The sequence below is a fragment of the Pelomonas sp. BJYL3 genome (assembly GCF_027257975.1).
GTDB lineage: Bacteria > Pseudomonadota > Gammaproteobacteria > Burkholderiales > Burkholderiaceae_C > Roseateles_B > Roseateles_B flavus.
In genome coordinates this window covers 262138-283427 of record NZ_JANZKX010000001.1, presented here as the reverse complement: position 1 = coordinate 283427, position 21290 = coordinate 262138, and the positions used below count along the sequence as shown (strand labels likewise).

The window sequence follows — 21290 nt, the reverse complement described above, 5'->3', positions numbered from 1 at the left end:
GTCCCCGATGAAACAGATCACCGCCATCATCAAACCCTTCAAGCTGGACGAGGTCCGCGAGGCCCTGGCCGAGGTGGGCGCGTCCGGTCTGACCGTCACCGAGGTGAAGGGCTTCGGCCGCCAGAAGGGCCACACGGAGCTCTACCGCGGTGCCGAGTACGTGGTGGACTTCCTGCCCAAGGTGAAGGTCGAGGTGGTGGTCAAGGACGATGACGTCGAGCGCTGCATCGAGGCCATCCTCAAGGCTGCCAAGACCGGCAAGATCGGCGATGGCAAGATCTTCGTGACCCCGGTCGAGCAGGTCATCCGCATCCGCACCGGCGAGGAAGACGAAGCTGCCGTCTGACCGGCGGACCTGCCACGCCGACGTGCAAATGCTAAGGGCGCCCTCGAGGCGCCCTTTGTCATTGCGAAAGGCCTGTCAGAAGAGGCGGTGCCAGGCCGCGGCGCCCCAGACCCCGGCGCATAGCAGCAGGGACAGCAGCACGGCAGCGCTGGCCAGGTCCTTGGCGCGCTTGGAAAGATCGTGCAGTTCGAAGCCCACGCGGTCGATGGCGGCCTCGATGCCGGAGTTCAGCAGCTCGACGATCAGCACCAGCAGCAGCGAGCCCAGCAGCAGGGCGCGCTCCACCCAGCCCTGCCCCAGCCAGAAGGCCAGGGGCACGGCCACCACGCAGAGCCACACCTCCTGGCGGAAGGCGCTTTCGCCGCTGTAGGCGGCTTTCAGGCCGGCCCAGGAATAGCCGGCCGCATGCAGGAGGCGGTCCAGGCCGGTGCGGCCCTTGTGCGGATTGCTCATGGCTTCTTGCGCGCGGCCGGTAGCTGCGTGACCACGCGGGTCCGGCACAGCAGGTCATGCAGGAACTGGCGCGAGGGATGCAGCCGCGCCAGCAGCACATAGCCCAGCACGCCGGCCAGCAGCGCGCCGGCGATGGCGCCTCCGCCGTGCAGCTCGGCGAAATGAACCGAGGCCAGGGCCGGCAGGAACCACAGCCAGGACAGCAGGTAGCGGGCGAGGGCACGCCCCTGGCTGAGCGGGGCGCCGTGCTCGTCGACCACGCGCAGATGCCAGGCCTTCATCGCGACGGTCTGCCCGCCATGGGTCCAGAACCAGATGAAATAGATGCCCAGCACCACGAACTCGAAGGCCTGCAGGCCTGCCTTGCCGATCAGCGCGCTGCGCTGCTGGGTCAGTGCGGCATAGAGATAGCCCGAGATGAAGGTTACGCCGAACAGCAGCACGCCTTCATACAGAAACGACGCCATGCGGCGCCACAGGCTGGGCGCCTGCCCGGGGAACTGCGCTTCCATGGCTCAGCGAGCGGGCGTGGAAGCCGCGGAGGCGGGTGCCTGAGGAACGCGGGGCAGCAGGGTCTTGGGGTCGACCAGGGCCGGGTCCACGATCAGCTTGCGTCGGCCGGGCAGCTGGCGGCCCGCCTGCGGCACGCCCTGCGTGATCAGCACCGTGCTGACACCCGGGCGGGCCTGCAGCACGGACGGCGCGACAGCCACCGGCGCGGCCGCCTGCTTCGGGGGCACGAAATCGGTCTTGGCGCCGCTCAGCGGCCTCTGGGCCTGGGCCGCGGCCTTGGGGTCGGCGCGCTTCTGGGCCGCCTTCTCGGCGCCCTTCTGGGCCAGGGCCTGGCGCTCTTCAGGTGTGAGGGCCTGGTAGGCCTCCCACTTGGACTGGAGCTTTTCCGACTGCAGCTTCTCGTCGCGCAGCTGGGGGTTGGACTGGAAGCCCACCCGCGCCTGCTGGCGCTCCGCAGGGGTCATGCGCGTCCAGGCGATCATGCGCTCGCGCAGGCGGGCCTGCTGCTCGGGTGTGAGGGTGTGGAAGCGTGCGGCGATCTCCAGCCACTTGCTCTTGCGGGCGGTATCCAGGCCGTCCCATTCATCCGCCAGGGGGGCCAGCACCGCCTGCTGGGCGGGACTGAGGCTGGCCCAGCGCTGCACACCCACCAGGCTGGCGGTGGGCAGGGGCTTGGGCGCCTGGGGCAGGACGGGAAGGGCTGCCGAGGCGGGCGCCGTGGCGCTGGCGGCCACGGCGGGCGCATCGCTGGACTGGGCGTAGGCGGTGCCCAGCAGTGCCGGGATCAGCAGTAGGGCGAGCGGGCGGCGGACGTTCAGCGCAGGCGTCATGGGCGGGCGGTCACTCTTCGTGTCGTTCTTGTTGCTCGTCCGGATTCTCATCCAGGTATTCCTTGAAACCCGGATCGCTGTAGGCGGCGGGCGGCAGGGGCTTGGCCAGCATGGCGGTGTCCACCTCGGCGGCGGCCAGGATCTGCTGGTACCACTGGCTGTGCTGGATCAGCAGCAGGCCGGCCAGCAGCAGGAGCAGGGGCGTGAGGGAGGCCAGCTTGAACCAGCGGGCCGGGCGATCACCGCCCTGCAGGGCCAGGGTGCTGCCCATGCGCAGGGTCTGCTCGGCGGTCACCGGCTCGGCGGCGCGGGCTTCCTTGGCCTTGCGCAGGGCCTGCTCGCGCGCGAAGCGCAGGCGCTCGGTGATGTCGGCAGGCAGCTCGTCGCTGGCCTGGCTCAGGCCGGCGGCCAGGCGCTTGCCATAGGCCGAAACGCGGGCGTCGACAGCCGGGTCCAGCGTGGACGTCGTGTGCTTGTTCATAGTGTGATTCCCTTGCCTTTGAGCGCCTTTGCCAGTGCGTGAACGGCCCGGGAGCAGTGCGTCTTCACACTTCCCTCCGAGCAACCCATGACGCTGGCCGTCTCGGCGACGTCCAACTCCTCCCAGTAACGCAGCAGGAAGGCTTCCCGTTGACGCGTCGGCAGCTGGCTCACCTCAGCATCGATGGCCTGGAGGATCTGGCTGCGCGAGACCTCGTCCGCCGCACTGAGGGTGCCCAGGCCACCGTTGCTGCTGGTGAGGGTTTCCAGCAGGTCGAAGTCGTCGTCAGGGTCGGCGCCCTCGACGTCCGACATATTGAACATGACGGCGTTGCGGACCTTCTGGCGCCGGAACCAGTCCATGGTGGCATTGGACAGGATGCGCTGGAAGAGCAGAGGCAGTTCCGCCGCCGGGCGGTCGAAATACTTCTCGGCCAGGCGGATCATGGAGTCCTGGACGATGTCCAGGGCGGCATCGTCGTCGCGGACCATGTAGACGGTGCGCTTGAAAGCCCGCCGGTCGACGCTCTTCAGGAAATCGTTGAGTTCTTTGTCTGTCGCCAAGATGGATCCAGTGCGCCCGGGCCGGGGCGCCGGCGGGAAAAACGTCGCGGATTATGGCACTGCGGCCGGAATTGGAGTCCAGACCCCAGTCAGAGCGCCAATTCCATGCATAATGTTGCTTCGCACAATGAGTTCCCAAGGTCTCAAGCTGGTGCCCGACCGGGGCGCCGAGTTTTTTGACCGCGCACGTTCCGAATCCGCCTCACAAGGGTGTGAAGAGGAGCACCGATGGTTTTTCGTCAGAGAAATTCACAGAGGTTCGACATGGATATGTCTGCCGCGGACGTCAAACGTGCAGCGACCGATGGTCGTGCACAACCGCATTCTTCTTCCCATTCCGCTTCGGAGCTCAATGGCTCCGAGATCCTGGTCCGTAGCCTGCAAGCAGAGGGTGTCAAGTACCTCTGGGGCTATCCGGGCGGCGCCGTCCTCTACATCTACGACGCGCTGTACAAACAGGACTCCATCCAACACGTTCTGGTGCGCCACGAGCAGGCCGCCGTGCATGCCGCTGACGGCTATGCCCGCGCCACCGGCGAAGTCGGCGTGGCCCTGGTGACCTCCGGTCCCGGCGTCACGAACGCGATCACCGGCATCGCGACGGCCTACATGGACTCCATCCCCATGGTGATCGTGACCGGCCAGGTGCCCACGCCCGCCATCGGCCTGGATGCCTTCCAGGAATGCGACACCGTGGGCATCACCCGCCCCATCGTCAAGCACAACTTCCTGGTGAAGGACGTGCGCGACCTGGCCAGCACGCTCAAGAAGGCCTTCCACATCGCCCGCACCGGCCGCCCCGGTCCCGTGGTGGTGGACATCCCCAAGGACGTCTCCCTCAACAAGACCCATTTCAGCTACCCGGCCACGGTCGAGATGCGCTCCTACAACCCCGTCAAGAAGGGGCATTCGGGGCAGATCCGCAAGGCCGTCCAGCTGCTGATGAGCGCCAAGCGCCCCTACATCTACACGGGCGGCGGCGTCATCCTGGGCGAGGCCACGGCCGAGTTGCGCGAGCTGGTCAACCTGCTGGGCTACCCCTGCACCAACACCCTGATGGGCCTGGGCTCCATGCCCGGCACCGACCCGCGCTTCCTGGGCATGCTGGGCATGCACGGCACCTACGAGGCCAACATGACCATGCAGCACTGCGACGTGCTGCTGGCCGTGGGCGCCCGCTTCGATGACCGCGTGATCGGCAACCCCAAGCACTTCTCGCAGGTCGAACGCAAGATCATCCATGTGGACATCGACCCCTCGTCGATCTCCAAGCGCGTGCGCGTGGACATCCCCATCGTCGGCGACGTCAAGGACGTCCTGCAGGAGCTGATCCACCAGATCAAGGAAGCGCAGGCCCGCCCGGACAGCAACGCCATCAATGCCTGGTGGAGCCAGATCAACGAATGGCGCCGCAAGGACTGCCTGTCCTACAAGCGCGACAGCGACGTCATCAAGCCGCAGATGGTCGTCGAGACCCTGTGGAACCTCACCCGCGATCGCGACACCTACATCACCTCCGATGTGGGCCAGCACCAGATGTGGGCGGCGCAGTTCTACAAGTTCGACGAGCCCCGCCGCTGGATCAATTCCGGCGGCCTGGGCACCATGGGCGTGGGCCTGCCCTACGCCATGGGCATCAAGCTGGCCAAGCCGGAGTCGGATGTGTTCTGCATCACCGGCGAAGGCTCGATCCAGATGTGCATCCAGGAGCTCTCGACCTGCCAGCAGTACAAGACGCCGGTCAAGATCGTCTCCCTCAACAACCGCTACCTGGGCATGGTGCGGCAGTGGCAGGAACTCGACTACGAGGGCCGCTACTCCCACAGCTACATGGATGCGCTGCCCAACTTCGTCAAGCTGGCGGAGGCCTATGGGCATGTGGGCATCCTCGTCGAGCATCCCGCCGACGTGGAGCCGGCGCTGCGCGAGGCCATGCGCCTGAAGGACCGCACCGTCTTCCTGGATGTGCGCACCGATCCGACCGAGAACGTCTGGCCCATGGTCAAGGCGGGCAAGGGCATTTCGGAAATGCTGCTGGGGTCCGAGGACCTGTGAGCCTCCCGTGAGCCCTGCACGGTCCGTCGGCTTACCGGCCCCGGACCGGCGCCAGGGTCCACGATGGCTCGCATCGGCATCCCGCTGCATTCTTTTTCCACCATCGAAGAGCGTGGCCAAGGGCCGTCGGTTACCGCCGCCGGCCTGAAGAGCGCGAAGGACGAGACCCATGAGACACATCATTGCTTTGCTCATCGAGAACGAGCCGGGTGCGCTGTCGCGCGTCGTGGCCCTGTTCTCCGCCCGGGGCTACAACATCGAGAGCCTCACCGTGGCGCCGACGGAAGACCCGTCGCTGTCCCGCATGACCATCGTGACCACCGGCTCCGATGACGTCATCGAACAGATCACCAAGCACCTGAACCGGCTGATCGAGGTCGTCAAGGTCGTGGACCTCACCGAGGGCAACTACACCGAGCGCGAGCTCATGCTCATCAAGGTGCGGGCCGTCGGCAAGGAACGCGAAGAGATGAAGCGCACCGCCGACATCTTCCGCGGCCGCATCATCGACGTGACCGAGAAGACCTACACCGTCGAGCTGACTGGCGATGCCAGCAAGCTGGACGCCTTCATCGACGCCATCGACCGCACCGCCATCCTGGAGACCGTGCGCACCGGCGCCAGCGGCATCGGCCGTGGCGAGCGCATTCTGCGCGTCTGACCTTTCCCCCTGGCGGCGGGCCTCCATGGCCTGCCGTCGCCCTGCAGGCCATGAGCCAGCGGGGCAGCGAGCCTGGCTCGGTGTGGCCCCGGCACGAGGTTCGCAAGTCCAAGGGGCCCGAACATTGATTGCAAAGTTTTTCTGGAGACCGACATGAACGTTTACTACGACAAGGACGCCGACCTCAGCCTCATCAAGGGCAAGAACGTCACCATCATCGGCTATGGCTCACAAGGCCATGCCCACGCCCTGAACCTGAACGACAGCGGCGTGAAGGTCACGGTCGGCCTGCGCCGCGGTGGCGCGTCCTGGTCCAAGGCCGAGAACGCCGGCCTGAAGGTCGCCGAGATCGCCGAGGCCGTGAAGGCCGCCGACGTGGTCATGATCCTGCTGCCCGACGAGCAGATCGCCGATGTCTACAAGCGCGAAGTCGAGCCGAACATCAAGCAGGGCGCCTCGCTGGCCTTCGCCCACGGCTTCAATGTGCACTACGGCCAGGTGACGCCCCGTGCCGACCTCGACGTCTGGATGGTCGCCCCCAAGGCTCCCGGCCACACCGTGCGCGGCACTTACACGCAAGGCGGCGGCGTGCCCCACCTGATCGCCGTCTATGCCGACAAGACCGGCAAGGCGCGTGACCTGGCGCTGTCGTATGCCTCGGCCAATGGCGGCGGCAAGGCCGGCATCATCGAGACCAACTTCCGCGAAGAGACCGAGACCGACCTCTTCGGCGAGCAGGCCGTGCTGTGCGGCGGTGCCGTCGAGCTGATCAAGGCGGGCTTCGAGACGCTGACGGAAGCCGGCTACGCCCCCGAGATGGCCTACTTCGAGTGCCTGCACGAGCTGAAGCTGATCGTGGACCTGATCTATGAAGGCGGTATCGCCAACATGAACTACTCGATCTCCAACAACGCCGAGTACGGTGAGTACGTCACCGGCCCGCGCGTGGTGACCGAGGCCACCAAGGACGCCATGCGCCAGTGCCTGAAGGACATCCAGACCGGTGAATACGCCAAGAGCTTCATCCTGGAGAACAAGGCCGGTGCCCCGACCCTGCTGTCGCGCCGCCGCCTGACGGCCGAGCACCCGATCGAGCAGGTCGGCGAGAAGCTGCGGGCCATGATGCCCTGGATCAAGAAGAACCGCCTGGTCGACCAGTCGAAGAACTGATCAAGCACTGAGTCACGGGATTTGCGAATCCCTTTAGAGAGCCGCGTCGCCTCCGGGCAGACGCGGCTTTTTTATGGCGAGGCTTGCGCTATCCTCCCTGCCCATGACCGATTCCAAGCAGTCCACGGTGCCTCACGACGACGATGAGGACGCCGAAGTCCTGACCCCGGTGCGCCCGCGCCGCAAGGGCATCTACATCCTTCCCAATCTGTTCACGCTGGCAGCGCTCTTCGGCGGTTTCTATGCCATCGTGATGGCCATGCATGGCCGCTTCGAGCAGTCGGTGTACGGCGTGTTTTGCGCCATGGTGCTGGACAGCCTGGACGGCCGCGTGGCCCGCATGACCAACACGCAGAGCACCTTCGGCGAGCAGATGGACTCCCTCTCCGACATGGTGTCCTTCGGCGCCGCGCCTGCGCTGATCATGTACGAGTGGGCCCTGCAGGGCCTGGGCAAGTGGGGCTGGTTCGCGGCCTTCGTCTACTGCGCCGGCGCCGCATTGCGCCTGGCCCGCTTCAACACCAATATTGCGGTCGTCGACAAGCGCTTCTTCCAGGGCGTGCCCAGCCCGGCCGCGGCTGCCCTGGTGATGGGCCTGATCTGGGCCATGGAAGATGCGGGCTATCACGCGCCGGCCTCGTCGCCGGGGCTGGCCTGGCTGGCCTTCGGCTTCACGCTCTACGCGGGCCTGACCATGGTCACCAACGCGCCCTTCTACAGCTTCAAGGACATCAGCTTCAAGCGCTCGGTGCCCTTCGTCAGCGTGGTCGCGATCGCCCTGGGCATCGCGCTGATCAACATCGATCCGCCCCGTGTGCTCTTCGGCCTGTTCTGCGCCTACGGCCTGTCGGGCTACGTGGTCTACGCCTACAAGCGCATGAAGGGCAAGCCAGTCAGCGTGATCGCCATCTCGACCGATGAGCCCGATGAAAAGGGCCTTCACCATTGACGTAGGCAGGCCTGGTGTCACCGCCGGGTCGCGTGCTACATTCAATCACCATGAAGACGCTGAACGTCATCGCCGCTCTGCTACTAGCCATCGGGCCCTTGGGCACGAGGCAGTCGCACGTCTGACCGCCACCGTACTTTCGCACCAAGAGCCCGCCGAGCACCTGCTTCGCGGGCTTTTTGTTTTTCCGGCCGCATCCTTCCGATCCCCCACTTTCACGTTTCACGGAGAACCCCATGGCTGACCAGCTCATCATCTTCGACACCACCTTGCGCGACGGCGAACAGTCGCCCGGCGCCTCGATGACGAAGGACGAGAAGCTGCGCATTGCCCGCCAGCTGGAGCGCATGCGCGTGGACGTGATCGAGGCCGGCTTCGCTGCGGCCAGCAATGGCGACTTCGAGGCGGTCAAGGCCATCGCCGACGTCATCCGCGAGAGCACCGTCTGTTCGCTGGCCCGCGCCAATGACCGCGACATCGCCCGCGCCGCCGAAGCGCTCAAGGGCGCGGCCCGCTCTCGCATCCACACCTTCATCGCCACCAGCGAGCTCCACATGGAGAAGAAGCTGCGCATGACCCGCGATCAGGTGCTGGAGCAGGCGCGCCTGGCGGTGCGTTTCGGCCGCAATCTCACGGACGACATCGAGTTCTCGCCCGAGGATGGCTACCGCTCCGACATGGATTTCCTCGCCCGCGTCTGCGAGGCCGTGATCGCCGAAGGGGCCCGCACCATCAACATCCCCGACACCGTGGGCTACGCCATCCCCGAGCTCTACGGCAACTTCCTCAAGACCCTGCGCGAGAAGGTGCCCAACTCCGACCTCGCCATCTGGTCCGTGCACTGCCACAACGACCTGGGCATGGCCGTGGCCAACTCCCTGGCGGGCGTGAAGATCGGCGGTGCGCGCCAGATCGAATGCACCATCAACGGCCTGGGCGAACGTGCCGGCAACTGCTCGCTGGAAGAGGTGGTGATGGCGGTCAAGACCCGCCGCGACTACTTCGGCCTGGACGTGGGCATCGACGCCTCGCAGATCGTGCCGGCCTCCAAGCTGGTCTCCCAGACAACCGGCTTTGTGGTGCAGCCCAACAAGGCCGTGGTGGGGGCCAACGCCTTCGCGCATGCCTCGGGCATCCACCAGGACGGCGTGCTCAAGGCCCGTGACACCTACGAGATCATGCGTGCCGAGGACGTGGGCTGGAGCGCCAACAAGATCGTGCTGGGCAAGCTCTCGGGCCGCAATGCTTTCAAGCAGCGCCTGCAGGAGTTGGGCATCGAGCTGGAGTCCGAGGCCGAGATCAATGCCGCCTTCCAGCGCTTCAAGGACCTGGCCGACCGCAAGAACGAGATCTTCGACGAAGACATCATCGCCCTGGTGATGGACGAGTCCGTCATCCAGGACAACGAGCACTACCGCCTGCTGTCCCTGGCCCAGCGCAGCGAGACCGGCGAGCGTCCGCATGCCCGCGTGGTCTTCGCCGTGGGTGACAAGGAGTTCAAGGCCGAAAGCGACGGCAATGGCCCCGTGGACGCCTGCCTGCAGGCCATCGAGTCCGAGGTGCAAAGCGGCGCGGAAATGATCCTCTATTCGGTCAATGCCATCACCAGCGGCAGCACAGAATCGCAGGGCGAGGTGACGGTCCGTCTGCAGCATGCGGGCCGGGTGGTCAACGGCGTTGGTGCCGATCCCGATATCGTGGTCGCGTCAGCCAAGGCATATTTGGCCGCATTGAACAAGCTGCAGAGCAAGACGGAGCGCGTGGCGGCCCAAGGTTGAAGTCACGGCAACCGGACCCGGTGACGGGTCCGGTCTCCACGAGCCGCCCCGTTCGTGAACTTTAAAAGCCTGAGCTAAGTTTTTGATCTTGCCGGTGTTTTCCGCTTGACCTAAACTGGCGCAGACCTTGTTGGGGGCTGGCGTGAAAGCTGTTGTAAAGACCATGTTGGGAGCTGCCGCGGGCAGCATGATCGCCGTGATGCTGGCCCTGGCTTCGCAAGGAGCCCATGCGGCCACCAGCAGTGCCAGCGGCAAGTCGGCCGGCAAGACGCCGCCCAAGGCTGTGGCCAAGAACGCGCGCAAGGCCAAACCGGCCTCGGTGGTGCGCAAGGCGGCCGTGGTGGCCACGCCCGCCAGCCCGACCTTCGGCCAGATGTATGGCCTGCATTCGGTCGACGACCCCCTGGATCTCAAAAGCAGCGTGGCCCTGGTCATGGACCAGGACACCAACGAGATCCTGCTGTCCAAGAACACCCAGGCGGTGCTGCCCATCGCCTCCATCACCAAGCTGATGACGGCCCTGGTCATCGTCGAGGGTGGCCAGTCGCTTGATGAGAAGATCACCATCACCGACGAAGACCGGGACACCGAGAAGGGCACGGGCTCACGCCTGGCGCCCGGCACCACGCTGACCCGCTCGGAGATGCTGCATCTGGCGCTGATGTCCTCCGAGAACCGCGCCGCCAACGCGCTGGGCCGCAACTACCCGGGCGGGCTGACTGCCTTCGTCGCTGCCATGAACCAGAAGGCGCAGGCCCTGGGCATGTCGGACACCCATTACGTCGAGCCCACGGGCCTGTCCAGCCGCAACCAGTCCAGCGCGAAGGACCTGGCGGCCCTGGTCAAGGTGGCCCATGAAGTGCCCTTGCTGCGTGAGTACTCCACCACGCCCGATGCCACCGTGGCCCTGGGCCGCCGCCAGGTCGCCTTCCACAACACCAACGGTCTGGTGCGATCGGGCAGCTGGGACATCGGCATCCAGAAGACCGGCTTCATCAACGAGGCCGGCCGCTGCCTGGTGATGCAGGCCAGCCTGGCCGGTCGCAAGCTGATCATGGTGCTGCTGGACTCCACCGGCAAGTACTCGCGGATCGGCGACGCCGAACGCATCCGCAAATGGCTGACCAATACCGGCCTGACCCCCGCAGGGTTGGGCAACAGCAGTAGCAGCAGCGTCCAGCCGCAGGGCCAGATGACGCTGGGCAAGGCCGGCTGATCCCGCGGCTCGCCTCATAAAGGCAAACGCCCGGACCGCAAGGTGCCGGGCGTTGCTTTTTCCGCTTCGGGGAGGCGGGCGGATGCGCCGGGCGCCGCGGGATCAGCCCCGGTAGCCCAGGGCCGCGGAGATCTGGGCGGCGGTGTCCTTGAGCCGGCCCAGCCAGGCCTCCTCCAGGCGGTCGGCCGGCGCCGAGATGGACAGGCCGGCGACCAGCTTGCCCTGGTCGTCGTAGATGCCGGCGGCCATGCAGCGCACGCCCAGCTCCAGTTCCTCGTCGTCACGGGCCACGCCGCGCTGGCGCACCATGGCCATCTCGCGCTCAAGTGCGGCGAGATCGGTCAGGCTGTTGCGCGTGTGCCCGGCCAGGCCGGTGCGCGTGGCGTAGGCGCGCACGCGCTGGGGATCGTCGCTGGCCAGGAAAAGCTTGCCCACGGAGGTGAGGTGCAGCGGGGCCCGGCCGCCCACGGCGCGGACGACCTGCATGCCCGAGCGTTCAGAGTAGGTGCGCTCGATGTAGACGATCTCGTCCCCCTGGCGTACCGAGAGATTGACCGGCTGGTGGGTGAACTTGTGCAGCTCGCGCATGGGCTCCAGCGCGGCATCCCGCACGTCCAGCCGGGCCTTGACCAGATTGCCCAGCTCCAGCAGGCGCATGCCCAGGCGGTAGGCGCCGGCCTCGGGGCGGTCGACATAGCGGCCGATGGCCAGGTCGTTCAGGATGCGGTGGGCGGTGGACGGGTGCAGCCCGGTGGTCTCGCTGATCTGCTTCAAGGAGACGGGATCCTGGTGGCTGGCCAACACGTCCAGGATGGCGAAGCTGCGTTCCAGGACCTGGATGGCAGGGGTCTGTGCCTCAGTGCTCTTCATGCCGACCATTGTGCGGCAAAGCAGCAATTTTTTGCATGGCGAAATTGGAGGCCGGTCTCAGTGTGTGGCGCGGGGCGCGACAGCCGCCAGTTCGGCGTGCAGCGACCGGGCTGCCTGCCGGCCGGAGCGGACGGCGCCCTCCAGCGTGGCGGGGTAGGGGCCCTCGATGTAGTCGCCGGCCGCCCACAGCCCGGGGGCGATGCGGGCGGCGGGGCGGCGCAGCCCGGGCGTGCAGGCAAAGGTCGCACGCTTCTCGGCGACCGCTCGCTCCAGGCGCAGACCGCTGAGCTGGGGGGCCTGGCTCATCACCTGAGCCAGCGCCGCCTCCGCGCAGGCGGCGGTGCCGCCTTGTCCCCGTTCCAGCCAGGGTGCGGCACCACTCACCACGGCCGCGAAGCGCCCGGCCTGCAGGCCCAGCTGGCCATGGTCGAACAGGTACTGGGCCGGTGCCTCGGCCGACTCCTGCAACGCCACCATGGGGAAGGGCAGGCGGCCCTCGGCACGCAGGTAGACGGTGACGATGGGCTCGTAGCGCAAGGCTGCGGCCTGGGTCGACCAGTCCGGCGCGATGGCCTGCAGCTGGCGCGCGGCTTCCGCGGCCGGGCAGGCCAGCAGCACGGCGTCGAAGGGCTGGACGCTGTCGCCGGCGCGGACGGCCCAGCCGCCGCTGTCTGGCGCACAGAGCAGGGCCCGGCAGCCGGCATGGATTCGGGCGCCGGCGGCGAGGGCCTGCAGGGCGGGCTCGGGCAGGAGCTCGGCCAGGGGGCGCCGCGGGAGCAGCAGGTCGGCTGAGCCGTCGCCGGCAAAAAGTGCATCCTGAAGCACCCGGAGGAATACCTGGGCGCTGGCCTGCTCCGCCGGGGTATTGAGTGCAGCCACGCACAGGGGGGCCACCAGCTCTGCATAGGGCTGCCGGTGCAGGGTGCGGCACAGCTCACGCACGGTGAGCGTCTCCGCACATCGAAAGCCGCTCAATGCCCAGCGCAGGCTGTGCGTCAGTAAGCTGAGGCGTGCTGCCCAGGGCCAATGCGAGGCCGCCATCACAGCCCGCCCGAAGGCAAGCAGGGGCGGGCCTTTGGGCAGGCGGAGCCCGCGACCCTGGGCATCCGTCAGCTGCAAGGGGCTGCGCCACAGCAGCTCCTCTGGCGACAGGCCCAGGGAACGCATCAGGTCCAGGGTCTCGACATAGGCCCCGATCAGGATGTGCTGCCCGTTGTCCAGCGGCGGGCCGCTGCCCTCCGAGGCCAGGCTGCGGGCCCGTCCACCGGGCTGGGATGCCAGCTCGAAGAGGCTCAGCACATGACCCTGCGCCTGCAGCGCGAGGGCCGCGCTGAGACCGGCCCAGCCGGCGCCGATGACCGCGATGCGGGCCATGCCTTCAGCGGCCGCGCCAGTTGGTCTTCATCGCTATCCACACCTTGCGCAGCGGGGTCAGCGAGATCTTCTGGTGCAGCACGCGGAACTCCTCGGCCTCCAGCTCGCGCAGCAGGGCGCGGTAGATGTTGGCCATCATCAGGCCGGGCTTCTGGGCCTTGCGGTCCGCCTCGGGCAGCAGGGCGAAGGCTTCGTCATAGCAGCGGTGGGCGCGTTCGGCCTGGAACTGCATCAGCGCGGTGAAACGCTCGCTGTAGCCCCAGGGAGCCTGGCGCATCAGGATTTCGTTGGCCTTGACGCCGAACTGCTGCAGCTCGTTCACCGGCAGGTAGATGCGGCCGCGGCGGGCGTCGTCACCCACGTCGCGGATGATGTTGGTCAGCTGCAGGGCCAGGCCCAGCTTGTGGGCGTAGGCGATGGTCTGGGCCTCGGTGCGGCCAAAGATGCCCGAGGCGACTTCGCCCACCACGCCGGCCACCAGGTGGCAGTAGCGCTGCAGTCCGGCGAAGTCGAGGTAGCGGCTCTGGTCCAGGTCCATCTGGCAGCCCTCGATCACGGCCAGCAGGTGCTCGGCGCGGATGTCGTAGTCGCGCACATGAGGCATCAGCGCCTTCATGGCCGGATGGCTGGGCTGGCCGGCAAAGGCCGCCTGCACCTCCTTGCGCCACCAGGCCAGCTTGGCGCCGGCGACGCCGGGGTCCTGGATCTCGTCCACCACGTCGTCCACTTCGCGGCAGAAGGCATAGAAGGCCGTGATGGCCGCGCGCCGGGGCGGCGTGAGGAACTGGAAGGCGTAGTAGAAGCTGGATCCGCTGGCCGCGGCGCGCTGCTGGGCGTACTGGTCGGGCGTCACGCACGGGCTCCTTGCGGGGCAGGGCGCATGCGCAGGACTCGCCACAGGAGGGGGGCGGCATCCAGGGCACTCAGGCGGGGGCGGCGAACGAGAGAGGCGTGATCCATGGCCTCGATTCTCTCAAGAATGCGCAGCCCGCCCTGGACGACCAACCTCAATTCCCAGCCCGCCCGCCCGGGCAGGGTGTGGACCAGGGGAGCGCCTGACATCATCAGCTGCCGGGCCCAGGCGCAGAGCTCGGCGATCAGGCGCCGGGCCACCGGGCCGTCCTCGCAGCGCACCCAGGCCTCGGCCTGCAGGCCGTGGCGATCCAGGTCCTCCTGGGGCACGTAGCAGCGACCGTTGGGGCCGTCCCGGCTGAAGTCCTGCCAGAAATTGATCAGCTGAAGGGCGCTGCAGATGGCATCCGACTGCGCCAGGGCCTGGGGACTGCCGACGCCATACAGGTGCAGGAGCAGCCGGCCCACCGGATTGGCCGAGCGCTCGCAGTAGTGCAGCAGCTCGGCACGGCTGGCGTAGCGGGTCTTGACGAGGTCCTGCTCGAAGGCATCCAGCAGGGCCTCGAGCAGGGGCTGGGGCAGCTGATGCTGGTGAATCCGGGGTGCCAGCGGCAGGAAGACCCGGTCCGCCCAGCGGGGCGAGGGAGGCTGACCGGCGAAGCAGGCCCTCAGGTCCTGGCGATAGGCGCGCAGCGCGGCCTGGCGCTCGGCGGTCGTGGCGCTGCCCTCGTCCGCCAGATCGTCGGCCGTGCGGGCGAAGTGGTAGATCGCCACCACGGCGGGCCGCAAGTGCGGGGGGCACAGCCAGGAGGCGACAGGAAAGTTCTCGTAGTGCTCTATGCTCACGGCCGGCATTGTGTCCGCAATGTCCGCCGGCCTGGAGGTGTGCCGGCGCGCTCGTTCCGGGGTTTGACAAGCCGGAACGTGCTCAATACATTACTGACCGGTCAGTCAGTTACTGATTCGCCGTGTTGAATGAACGTGCTGGGCGGCGGCTCCCTGGCTGCTGCCGTGCCACGCCGCACGATCCGTCATGAAGAGGTCTTCGATGCCCAAAATCCGGAATGCCCGACTCCCCGCCTTGTTGCCGGCCATGTCGCCCGCCCTGCTGACCGTGATGGCGGCCCTGCTGCTCAGCGCTTGCGGCAAGCAGGCGGTAGCGCCTGAACCGGAGCGCGCCGTCCGGACCCAGCTGATCGAGGCGGGCAGCGCCGGCATGACACGTGAATACGCGGCCGAAATCCGCGCCCGCACCGAATCCCGTCTCTCCTTCCGCGTGGGCGGCAAGATCCAGCAGCGCCTGGTGAATCTGGGTGACAAGGTCCGCGCCGGCCAGGTGCTGGCCCAGCTGGATGCCCAGGACCTGCGCCTGGGCTCCGAGGCGGCACAGGCCCAGATGATCGCCGCCCGCACCAACCGCGACCAGGCCGGGGCGGACTACCGCCGCTTCATCGAGCTCCACCAGCAAGGCTTCATCAGTGCGGCCGAGCTGGAGCGCCGGGACGCCTACTTCAAGGCCGCCCAGGCCCAGCTGGACCAGGCGCGTGCCCAGGCCGGCGTGCAGGGCAACCAGGTCGCCTATTCGGCGCTGGTGGCCGATGCGCCGGGGGTCGTGACCGGCGTGAGCGCCGAGCCGGGCATGGTGGTCGGTGCGGGCATGCCCGTGCTGAGCGTGGCCCATGACGGCCCCCGGGACGTGGTGTTCTCCGTTCCCGAGGACCAGGTGGGCGGCCTGCGCGCCGCTGCCAGCCAGACCGGTGCGCTGCGCATGCGCCTTTGGGGCCAGCAGGAGGTCGTGCCGCTGACCCTGCGCGAGGTGTCGGCCGCGGCCGACCCGGTCACCCGCACCTTCCAGGTCAAGGCCGACGTGGGCAAGGCCGACGTCAAGCTCGGCCAGACGGCCGCGGTGCTGCTGGAACTGCCGCGCCTGGGCAATGTGGTCAAGCTGCCCCTGAGCGCCATCCTGGAGCGGGGCGGCAAGAGCCAGGTGTGGGTGCTGGACCCGGCCTCCATGACGGTCAAGGCCCAGCCGGTGCAGATCGGCGGGGCCGACGGCAATACCGTGGTCATCGCCGGTGGCCTCACGCCGGGCCAGGAGGTGGTGACGGCGGGCGTCCATGTGCTGAACGACGGCCAGAAGGTGCGTCGCTACGCGGGTGATGCCGCGCCAGTTGCGGCCCCCGCGGCTTCGCGCTGAGGAGGTCCGCCGTGTCCATGAGCAGCAAACCGGGCCACGCAGGCTCCCGCTTCAATGTGTCGCGCTGGGCGCTGGAACATCCAGCCCTGACGCGCTACCTGATGATCGTGCTGATGGTGATGGGCTTCGCCGCCTATTTCCAGCTCGGCCAGGACGAAGACCCGCCCTTCACCTTCCGCCTGATGGTGGTCCAGGCCTTCTGGCCGGGTGCCACCGCGATGCAGATGGCTGACCAGGTGACGGACAAGATCGAGAAGACGCTCCAGGAAGTGCCTTACTCCGACAAGATCCGCTCCTACACCAAGCCGGGCGAGTCCCTCACGATCTTCCAGCTGAAGGACAGCACGCCGCCCAAGGAAGTGGCGGACGTCTGGTACCAGGTCCGCAAGCGCGTCAACGACATGCGCTACACCCTGCCGCAAGGCGTGCTGGGTCCCGTCTTCAACGATGACTTCGGTGACGTCTACGGCTCCATCTACGCCCTCAGCAGCGATGGCTTCAGCCGCGAGGAGGCGCGCGTCTACGCCGAGCGCGTGCGCCACCAGCTGCTCAAGGTGAAGGACGTCGCGAAGGTGGAGATCTTCGGCGTCCAGGCCGAGAAGATCTTCATCGAGGTCTCCCAGAAGCGCCTGGCCGAGCTGGGCCTGGACTTCACGCAGGTGATCAACCAGATCGGTGCCCAGAACGCGGTGGAGGGCGCCGGCGTGCTCAATGCCGGCAGCACCAATCTGCAGATCCGCGTGCAGGGCCAGCTCGACGACTTGAAGGCCCTGCGCGACTTCTCCATCCGCGCGGTCAATCCCTTCACCGGCGCGGCCAGCCAGTTCCGCCTGGGCGACATCGCCGAGATCAAGCGCGACTACGTCGACCCGCCCAGCACCATGGTGCGCCACCAGGGGCAGCAGGTGCTGGCCCTGGGCGTGTCCATGGCCAAGGGCGGGGACATCATTGCCATGGGCCAGGCCCTCAAGGCCCAACTGGCCGAGGTCCAGAAGGGCCTGCCGGCGGGCATGGAGCTGTCGCAGATCCAGGACCAGCCGTCCTCGGTCTCGCGTTCGGTGAACGAGTTCGTCCATGTGCTGATCGAGGCCGTGGTGATCGTGCTGGGCGTCAGCTTCATCAGCCTGGGTCTGCACATGCGGCCGCTGCGCATCGACATCTGGCCGGGCCTGGTCGTGGGCGTCACCATCCCTCTGGTGCTGGCCATCACCTTCGTGACCATGTTCTATTGGGGCGTGGGGCTGCACAAGATCTCGCTGGGCTCGCTGATCATCGCGCTGGGCCTGCTGGTGGATGACGCCATCATTGCGGTCGAGATGATGGTCCGCAAGCTGGAAGAGGGCTATGACAAGATGCATGCGGCGACCTTCGCCTATGACGTCACGGCCATGCCCATGCTCACCGGCACGCTGATCACGGCCGTGGGCTTCCTGCCCATCGGCCTGGCGCAATCCACGGTGGGTGAGTACACCTTCGCCATCTTCGCGGTGACGGCGGCCTCGCTGCTGATCTCGTGGGTGGTGTCGATCTACTTCGTGCCTTACCTGGGCGCCTTCCTGCTCAAGACCAAGGGGGGGCACGGCGGCGAGGCCCACGAGCTCTTCGACACGCCCTTCTACAACCGCTTCCGCGCGCTGGTGCGCTGGTGCGTGGAGCACCGCTGGAAGACCATCGGCATCACCGTGCTGCTGTTCCTGGCGGGCCTGTTCGGCATGACCCGCGTGCAGCAGCAGTTCTTCCCGGACTCCAGCCGCCCCGAGATCCTCGTCGACCTGTGGCTGCCCGAGGGCTCGACCATCCAGCAGAGCGAGCAGATGGCCAAGCGCTTCGAGGCCCGCATGCTCAAGGAAGAGGGCGTGTCCACCGTCACGACCTGGGTGGGCAGCGGCGTGCCGCGCTTCTATCTGCCGCTCGACCAAGTCTTCCCGCAGTCCAACGTCAGCCAGGCCATCGTGCTGCCCAAGGACCTCGCCCAGCGCGAGGCCCTGCGCAAGCGGCTGCCGGAGCTCATGGCCGCCGAGTTCCCGGAGGTCCGCTCCCGCGTCAAGCTGCTGCCCAACGGGCCGCCCGTGCCCTATCCGGTGCAGTTCCGCGTGACGGGCGAGGACCCCAAGCTCGTGCGCCAGTGGGCCGACAAGGCCAAGGAGCTGCTCAAGGCCAATCCGCACATGCGCGGCGTCAACGACAACTGGAACGAGTCCATCAAGGCCCTCAAGCTGGACGTGGACCAGGACAAGGCGCGCGCCCTGGGTGTCAGCAGCCAGAGCCTGGCCCAGGCCTCGCGCACCATTCTGTCGGGCACCGTCATCGGCCAGTACCGCGAGGCGGACAAACTGATCGACATCGTCCTTCGCCAGCCCCTGGAGGAACGCAACGCCATCACCGACCTGGGCAACGCCTACATGCCCACGAGCACCGGCCGCGCCGTGCCCCTGACGCAGGTGGCCAAGGTGGGCTTCGAATGGGAGCCGGGCGTCATGTGGCGCGAGGGCCGCAACTACGCGGTCACCGTGCAGGGCGATGTGGAAGAGGGCATGCAGGGCGCCACCGTCTCGGCCCAGGTCTGGCCGCAGATGCAGGCGCTGTCGGCCAAGATGCCGCCGGGCTACCGCATCGAGGTCGCCGGCGCCGTGGAGGAAAGCAGCAAGGGCCAGGGCTCGATTGCCGCGGGCGTGCCGGTGATGCTCTTCATCATCTTCACGCTGCTGATGCTGCAGCTGCAGAGCTTCTCGCGCGCCATGCTGGTCTTCCTGACCGGCCCGCTGGGGATTGCCGGCGTGGCGGCGGCCCTGTTGCTGCTGAACCGCCCCTTCGGTTTCGTGGCGCTGCTGGGCGTGATCGCGCTGATGGGCATGATCATGCGCAACTCGGTGATCCTGATCGACCAGATCGAGCAGGACCGCGCCCGCGGCGTGCCGGCCTGGTCAGCCATCGTGGAGTCGGCCGTGCGGCGCTTCCGCCCCATCGTGCTGACCGCGGCGGCGGCGGTGCTGGCGATGATCCCGCTGTCGCGCAGCGTGTTCTGGGGCCCGATGGCCGTGGCCATCATGGGCGGCCTGATCGTCGCCACCGTGCTGACCCTGCTGGCCCTGCCGGCCATGTACGCCGCCTGGTTCCGGGTGATGCGCCCGGCCGAAGCGAACTCGCGCTTCCCGACGCCTTCGCGATTCTGAAGCGCCGAACCAGGCTGCTGAGCTGAGCAGCCGATCAAGAGGCGCCCCGCCTGGCAACAGGCAGGGCGCCTTTCTCTTTTGGGGGAGGCGATTGCGGCTAACCCCTAGGTCCGGGAAATGCCGGTATTCACGGCTACAATCACCGGTTTGCCGAAATGCCACAAGGCTGAGGTGGCTTGGGGTTTTCGGATCCTGATGCCACGGCAGCCTTGAAACCACTCGCGCGGGTGGCGAAATTGGTAGACGCACCAGGTTTAGGTCCTGACGCCTTCACGGGCGTGTCGGTTCGAGTCCGACCCCGCGCACCAGAATCACTTTGTTCACAGAGTCCACTATGGCTGTCACCGTCGAAACCCTCGAAAAGCTCGAACGCCGCATCACGCTCACGCTGGCGGCCGCTGACATCAACAGCGAAGTCGAGACCCGCCTGAAGAAGCTGGCCCGCACGGTCAAGGCTGACGGCTTCCGCCCCGGCAAGGTGCCGATGAGCGTGGTCGCCCAGCGCTATGGCTATTCCGTCCAGTACGAAGTCATGAATGACAAGCTGGGTCAGGCCTTCAATGCCGCCGCCAATGAAGCGCAGCTGCGCGTCGCCGGCATGCCCAACATCGCCCAGAAGGACGACGCGCCCGAAGGTCAGATGGCCTTTGACGCCACCTTCGAGGTCTACCCGGAAGTCAAGATCGGTGATCTGGCTGCCGCTGAGGTGGAGCGCGTCTCCAGCGAAGTGACCGAGGAAGCCATCGACAAGACCGTCGAGATCCTGCGCAAGCAGCGCCGCACCTTCGCCCAGCGTCCCGCTGCCGAAGCCGCCGCTGACGGCGACCGCGTCACCATCGACTTCGAAGGCAAGATCGACGGCGAAACCTTCGCCGGCGGCAAGGCCGAAGGCTTCCAGTTCCTGCTGGGCGAGGGCCAGATGCTCGAGGCCTTCGAGAAGGCCGTGCGCGGCATGAAGGCAGGCGAGTCCAAGACCTTCCCCCTGGCCTTCCCCGAGGACTACCACGGCAAGGACGTGGCCGGCAAGGAAGCCGACTTCCTGGTGACGGTCAAGAAGATCGAAGCCCAGCACCTGCCCGAAGTGAACGAGGCCTTTGCCAAGTCCCTGGGCATCAAGGACGCCACCGTCGAAGCCCTGCGCGCCGACATCAAGAAGAACCTCGAGCGCGAAGTGAAGTTCCGCGTGCTGGCTCGCAACAAGGCTGCCGTGATGGACGCCCTGGTCGGCGCCGCCGAGCTGGACATCCCCAAGGCCCTGGTGGCTGGCGAGGCCGAGCGCCTGGTCGAGGGTGCCCGCGAGGACCTGAAGAAGCGTGGCGTGAAGGATGCCGACAAGGTCGATATCCCCGCTGACATGTTCACCGCGCAAGCCGAGCGCCGCGTGCGCCTGGGCCTGGTGGTGTCGGAGCTGGTCCGCGCCAACAACCTGCAGGCCAAGCCCGAGCAGCTGCAGGCTCACATCGAAGAGCTGTCGCAGAGCTACGAGAAGCCGGCCGAGGTCGTGCGCTGGTACCTGAGCGACCGTCAGCGCCTGGCTGAAGTCGAAGCCATCGTGATCGAGAACAACGTCACCGACTTCGTCCTGGCCAAGGCCAAGGTCAGCGACAAGGCCCTGCCTTTCGACGAGCTGATGGCCCAGGCCTGATGACTCGACGTCCCGGGTCCGCCCCGGGTCCGCCCCGGGGCTGCCAAGGGCGCCGCGCCGCAAGGCCGGCGCCTTTTTCTTTGCGCGGATGAGGGGCGGTCGACAGGGCCCGGAAGCGGGCCTCCGGGGCCGGGCCTGGCCGCTGTTGTGTGGATGAATCCCCT

General features: G+C 67.2%; 19 protein-coding genes and 1 tRNA gene. 11 read left to right on the top strand and 9 right to left on the bottom strand.

What is annotated here, in order from left to right; translation table 11 throughout:
* The first annotated feature begins 7 nt into the window (after window positions 1–7).
* Complete coding sequence (locus O9Y01_RS01260; RefSeq protein ID WP_183104780.1) at window positions 8–346, top strand: P-II family nitrogen regulator; 339 nt, start codon at window positions 8–10, stop codon at window positions 344–346.
* Window positions 347–421: 75 nt separating this feature from the next.
* Here O9Y01_RS01260 and O9Y01_RS01255 read toward each other — a convergent pair whose 3' ends face one another.
* The 5 genes from O9Y01_RS01255 to O9Y01_RS01235 are packed head-to-tail and all read right to left on the bottom strand — an operon-like array spanning window position 422 to window position 3186.
* The gene (locus O9Y01_RS01255) at window positions 422–799 is read right to left on the bottom strand and encodes a diacylglycerol kinase (RefSeq protein WP_269629668.1); all 378 of its coding nucleotides are present in this window, start codon (window positions 797–799) and stop codon (window positions 422–424) included.
* Window positions 796–1311 carry an RDD family protein gene (locus O9Y01_RS01250; protein WP_269629667.1) on the bottom strand — a complete coding sequence of 172 codons (516 nt, stop codon included), beginning with the start codon at window positions 1309–1311 and terminating at the stop codon, window positions 796–798. The genes O9Y01_RS01255 and O9Y01_RS01250 overlap by 4 nt, the downstream gene beginning before the upstream one ends.
* 3 nt (window positions 1312–1314) lie before the next feature.
* Window positions 1315–2193 (bottom strand): DUF3106 domain-containing protein, encoded by an 879-nt coding sequence (locus O9Y01_RS01245; RefSeq protein ID WP_269629666.1) that lies wholly within the window; start codon window positions 2191–2193, stop codon window positions 1315–1317.
* Window positions 2153–2623, bottom strand: a complete 471-nt coding sequence (locus O9Y01_RS01240; protein ID WP_269629665.1) for a DUF3619 family protein — start codon at window positions 2621–2623, stop codon at window positions 2153–2155. The genes O9Y01_RS01245 and O9Y01_RS01240 overlap by 41 nt, the downstream gene beginning before the upstream one ends.
* Complete coding sequence (locus tag O9Y01_RS01235) at window positions 2620–3186, bottom strand: RNA polymerase sigma factor (RefSeq protein WP_269629664.1); 567 nt, start codon at window positions 3184–3186, stop codon at window positions 2620–2622. The genes O9Y01_RS01240 and O9Y01_RS01235 overlap by 4 nt, the downstream gene beginning before the upstream one ends.
* A gap of 264 nt (window positions 3187–3450) precedes the next feature.
* Between O9Y01_RS01235 and O9Y01_RS01230 the strand changes: the two genes are divergently transcribed.
* From O9Y01_RS01230 to pbpG, 6 genes are all read left to right on the top strand, one after another.
* Window positions 3451–5241, top strand: a complete 1791-nt coding sequence (locus O9Y01_RS01230; RefSeq protein WP_269629663.1) for an acetolactate synthase 3 catalytic subunit — start codon at window positions 3451–3453, stop codon at window positions 5239–5241.
* A gap of 169 nt (window positions 5242–5410) precedes the next feature.
* Window positions 5411–5902 carry an acetolactate synthase small subunit gene (ilvN, locus tag O9Y01_RS01225; protein WP_183104787.1) on the top strand — a complete coding sequence of 164 codons (492 nt, stop codon included), beginning with the start codon at window positions 5411–5413 and terminating at the stop codon, window positions 5900–5902.
* Between the two features lie 153 nt (window positions 5903–6055).
* Window positions 6056–7072 carry a ketol-acid reductoisomerase gene (ilvC, locus tag O9Y01_RS01220; protein ID WP_269629662.1) on the top strand — a complete coding sequence of 339 codons (1017 nt, stop codon included), beginning with the start codon at window positions 6056–6058 and terminating at the stop codon, window positions 7070–7072.
* Between the two features lie 103 nt (window positions 7073–7175).
* Entirely contained in the window at window positions 7176–8021 is an 846-nt protein-coding gene (gene pssA / locus O9Y01_RS01215) for a CDP-diacylglycerol--serine O-phosphatidyltransferase (protein ID WP_269629661.1), read from the top strand.
* A gap of 236 nt (window positions 8022–8257) precedes the next feature.
* On the top strand, window positions 8258–9799 hold the full coding sequence (locus tag O9Y01_RS01210) for a 2-isopropylmalate synthase (RefSeq protein WP_269629660.1): 1542 nt from the start codon (window positions 8258–8260) through the stop codon (window positions 9797–9799).
* 163 nt (window positions 9800–9962) lie between these two features.
* On the top strand, window positions 9963–11015 hold the full coding sequence (gene pbpG / locus O9Y01_RS01205; protein ID WP_269629659.1) for a D-alanyl-D-alanine endopeptidase: 1053 nt from the start codon (window positions 9963–9965) through the stop codon (window positions 11013–11015).
* 102 nt (window positions 11016–11117) lie between these two features.
* Here the strand turns inward: pbpG and O9Y01_RS01200 are convergent, their stop codons facing one another.
* From O9Y01_RS01200 to hpnC, 4 genes are read right to left on the bottom strand one after another with little or no spacing between them, the layout of a single operon-like run.
* The gene (locus tag O9Y01_RS01200; RefSeq protein ID WP_269629658.1) at window positions 11118–11885 is read right to left on the bottom strand and encodes an IclR family transcriptional regulator; all 768 of its coding nucleotides are present in this window, start codon (window positions 11883–11885) and stop codon (window positions 11118–11120) included.
* 57 nt (window positions 11886–11942) lie between these two features.
* Window positions 11943–13259, bottom strand: coding sequence for a hydroxysqualene dehydroxylase HpnE (gene hpnE, locus O9Y01_RS01195; RefSeq protein ID WP_269629657.1), 1317 nt, complete (start codon window positions 13257–13259; stop codon window positions 11943–11945).
* A 4-nt stretch (window positions 13260–13263) separates the two neighbouring features.
* Window positions 13264–14112, bottom strand: a complete 849-nt coding sequence (gene hpnD, locus O9Y01_RS01190) for a presqualene diphosphate synthase HpnD (RefSeq protein WP_269629656.1) — start codon at window positions 14110–14112, stop codon at window positions 13264–13266.
* On the bottom strand, window positions 14109–14966 hold the full coding sequence (gene hpnC, locus O9Y01_RS01185) for a squalene synthase HpnC (RefSeq protein ID WP_269629655.1): 858 nt from the start codon (window positions 14964–14966) through the stop codon (window positions 14109–14111). Before hpnC ends, hpnD begins: the two co-directional genes overlap by 4 nt.
* A gap of 238 nt (window positions 14967–15204) precedes the next feature.
* Between hpnC and O9Y01_RS01180 the strand changes: the two genes are divergently transcribed.
* From O9Y01_RS01180 to tig, 4 genes are all read left to right on the top strand, one after another.
* Window positions 15205–16308 (top strand): efflux RND transporter periplasmic adaptor subunit, encoded by a 1104-nt coding sequence (locus tag O9Y01_RS01180; protein ID WP_269629654.1) that lies wholly within the window; start codon window positions 15205–15207, stop codon window positions 16306–16308.
* A 17-nt stretch (window positions 16309–16325) separates the two neighbouring features.
* Window positions 16326–19481 (top strand): efflux RND transporter permease subunit, encoded by a 3156-nt coding sequence (locus O9Y01_RS01175; protein ID WP_269629653.1) that lies wholly within the window; start codon window positions 16326–16328, stop codon window positions 19479–19481.
* Between the two features lie 221 nt (window positions 19482–19702).
* Window positions 19703–19789: transfer RNA gene (locus O9Y01_RS01170), tRNA-Leu, on the top strand.
* Between the two features lie 26 nt (window positions 19790–19815).
* A complete protein-coding gene (gene tig / locus O9Y01_RS01165) occupies window positions 19816–21126 on the top strand; it encodes a trigger factor (RefSeq protein WP_269629652.1) in 1311 nt (436 codons plus the stop codon).
* Window positions 21127–21290 lie beyond the last annotated feature (164 nt).

What these genes read in the sequence shown, in the direction of transcription:
- O9Y01_RS01260 (WP_183104780.1), top strand. Translation starts at nt 8, where the DNA reads ATGAAACAGATCACCGCCATCATCAAACCCTTCAAGCTGGACGAGGTC.
- O9Y01_RS01255 (WP_269629668.1), bottom strand. Translation starts at nt 799, where the DNA reads ATGAGCAATCCGCACAAGGGCCGCACCGGCCTGGACCGCCTCCTGCAT.
- O9Y01_RS01250 (WP_269629667.1), bottom strand. Translation starts at nt 1,311, where the DNA reads ATGGAAGCGCAGTTCCCCGGGCAGGCGCCCAGCCTGTGGCGCCGCATG.
- O9Y01_RS01245 (WP_269629666.1), bottom strand. Translation starts at nt 2,193, where the DNA reads ATGAGAATCCGGACGAGCAACAAGAACGACACGAAGAGTGACCGCCCG.
- O9Y01_RS01240 (WP_269629665.1), bottom strand. Translation starts at nt 2,623, where the DNA reads ATGAACAAGCACACGACGTCCACGCTGGACCCGGCTGTCGACGCCCGC.
- O9Y01_RS01230 (WP_269629663.1), top strand. Translation starts at nt 3,451, where the DNA reads ATGGATATGTCTGCCGCGGACGTCAAACGTGCAGCGACCGATGGTCGT.
- ilvN (WP_183104787.1), top strand. Translation starts at nt 5,411, where the DNA reads ATGAGACACATCATTGCTTTGCTCATCGAGAACGAGCCGGGTGCGCTG.
- ilvC (WP_269629662.1), top strand. Translation starts at nt 6,056, where the DNA reads ATGAACGTTTACTACGACAAGGACGCCGACCTCAGCCTCATCAAGGGC.
- pssA (WP_269629661.1), top strand. Translation starts at nt 7,176, where the DNA reads ATGACCGATTCCAAGCAGTCCACGGTGCCTCACGACGACGATGAGGAC.
- O9Y01_RS01210 (WP_269629660.1), top strand. Translation starts at nt 8,258, where the DNA reads ATGGCTGACCAGCTCATCATCTTCGACACCACCTTGCGCGACGGCGAA.
- pbpG (WP_269629659.1), top strand. Translation starts at nt 9,963, where the DNA reads ATGTTGGGAGCTGCCGCGGGCAGCATGATCGCCGTGATGCTGGCCCTG.
- O9Y01_RS01200 (WP_269629658.1), bottom strand. Translation starts at nt 11,885, where the DNA reads ATGAAGAGCACTGAGGCACAGACCCCTGCCATCCAGGTCCTGGAACGC.
- hpnE (WP_269629657.1), bottom strand. Translation starts at nt 13,259, where the DNA reads ATGGCCCGCATCGCGGTCATCGGCGCCGGCTGGGCCGGTCTCAGCGCG.
- hpnC (WP_269629655.1), bottom strand. Translation starts at nt 14,966, where the DNA reads ATGCCGGCCGTGAGCATAGAGCACTACGAGAACTTTCCTGTCGCCTCC.
- O9Y01_RS01180 (WP_269629654.1), top strand. Translation starts at nt 15,205, where the DNA reads ATGTCGCCCGCCCTGCTGACCGTGATGGCGGCCCTGCTGCTCAGCGCT.
- O9Y01_RS01175 (WP_269629653.1), top strand. Translation starts at nt 16,326, where the DNA reads ATGAGCAGCAAACCGGGCCACGCAGGCTCCCGCTTCAATGTGTCGCGC.
- tig (WP_269629652.1), top strand. Translation starts at nt 19,816, where the DNA reads ATGGCTGTCACCGTCGAAACCCTCGAAAAGCTCGAACGCCGCATCACG.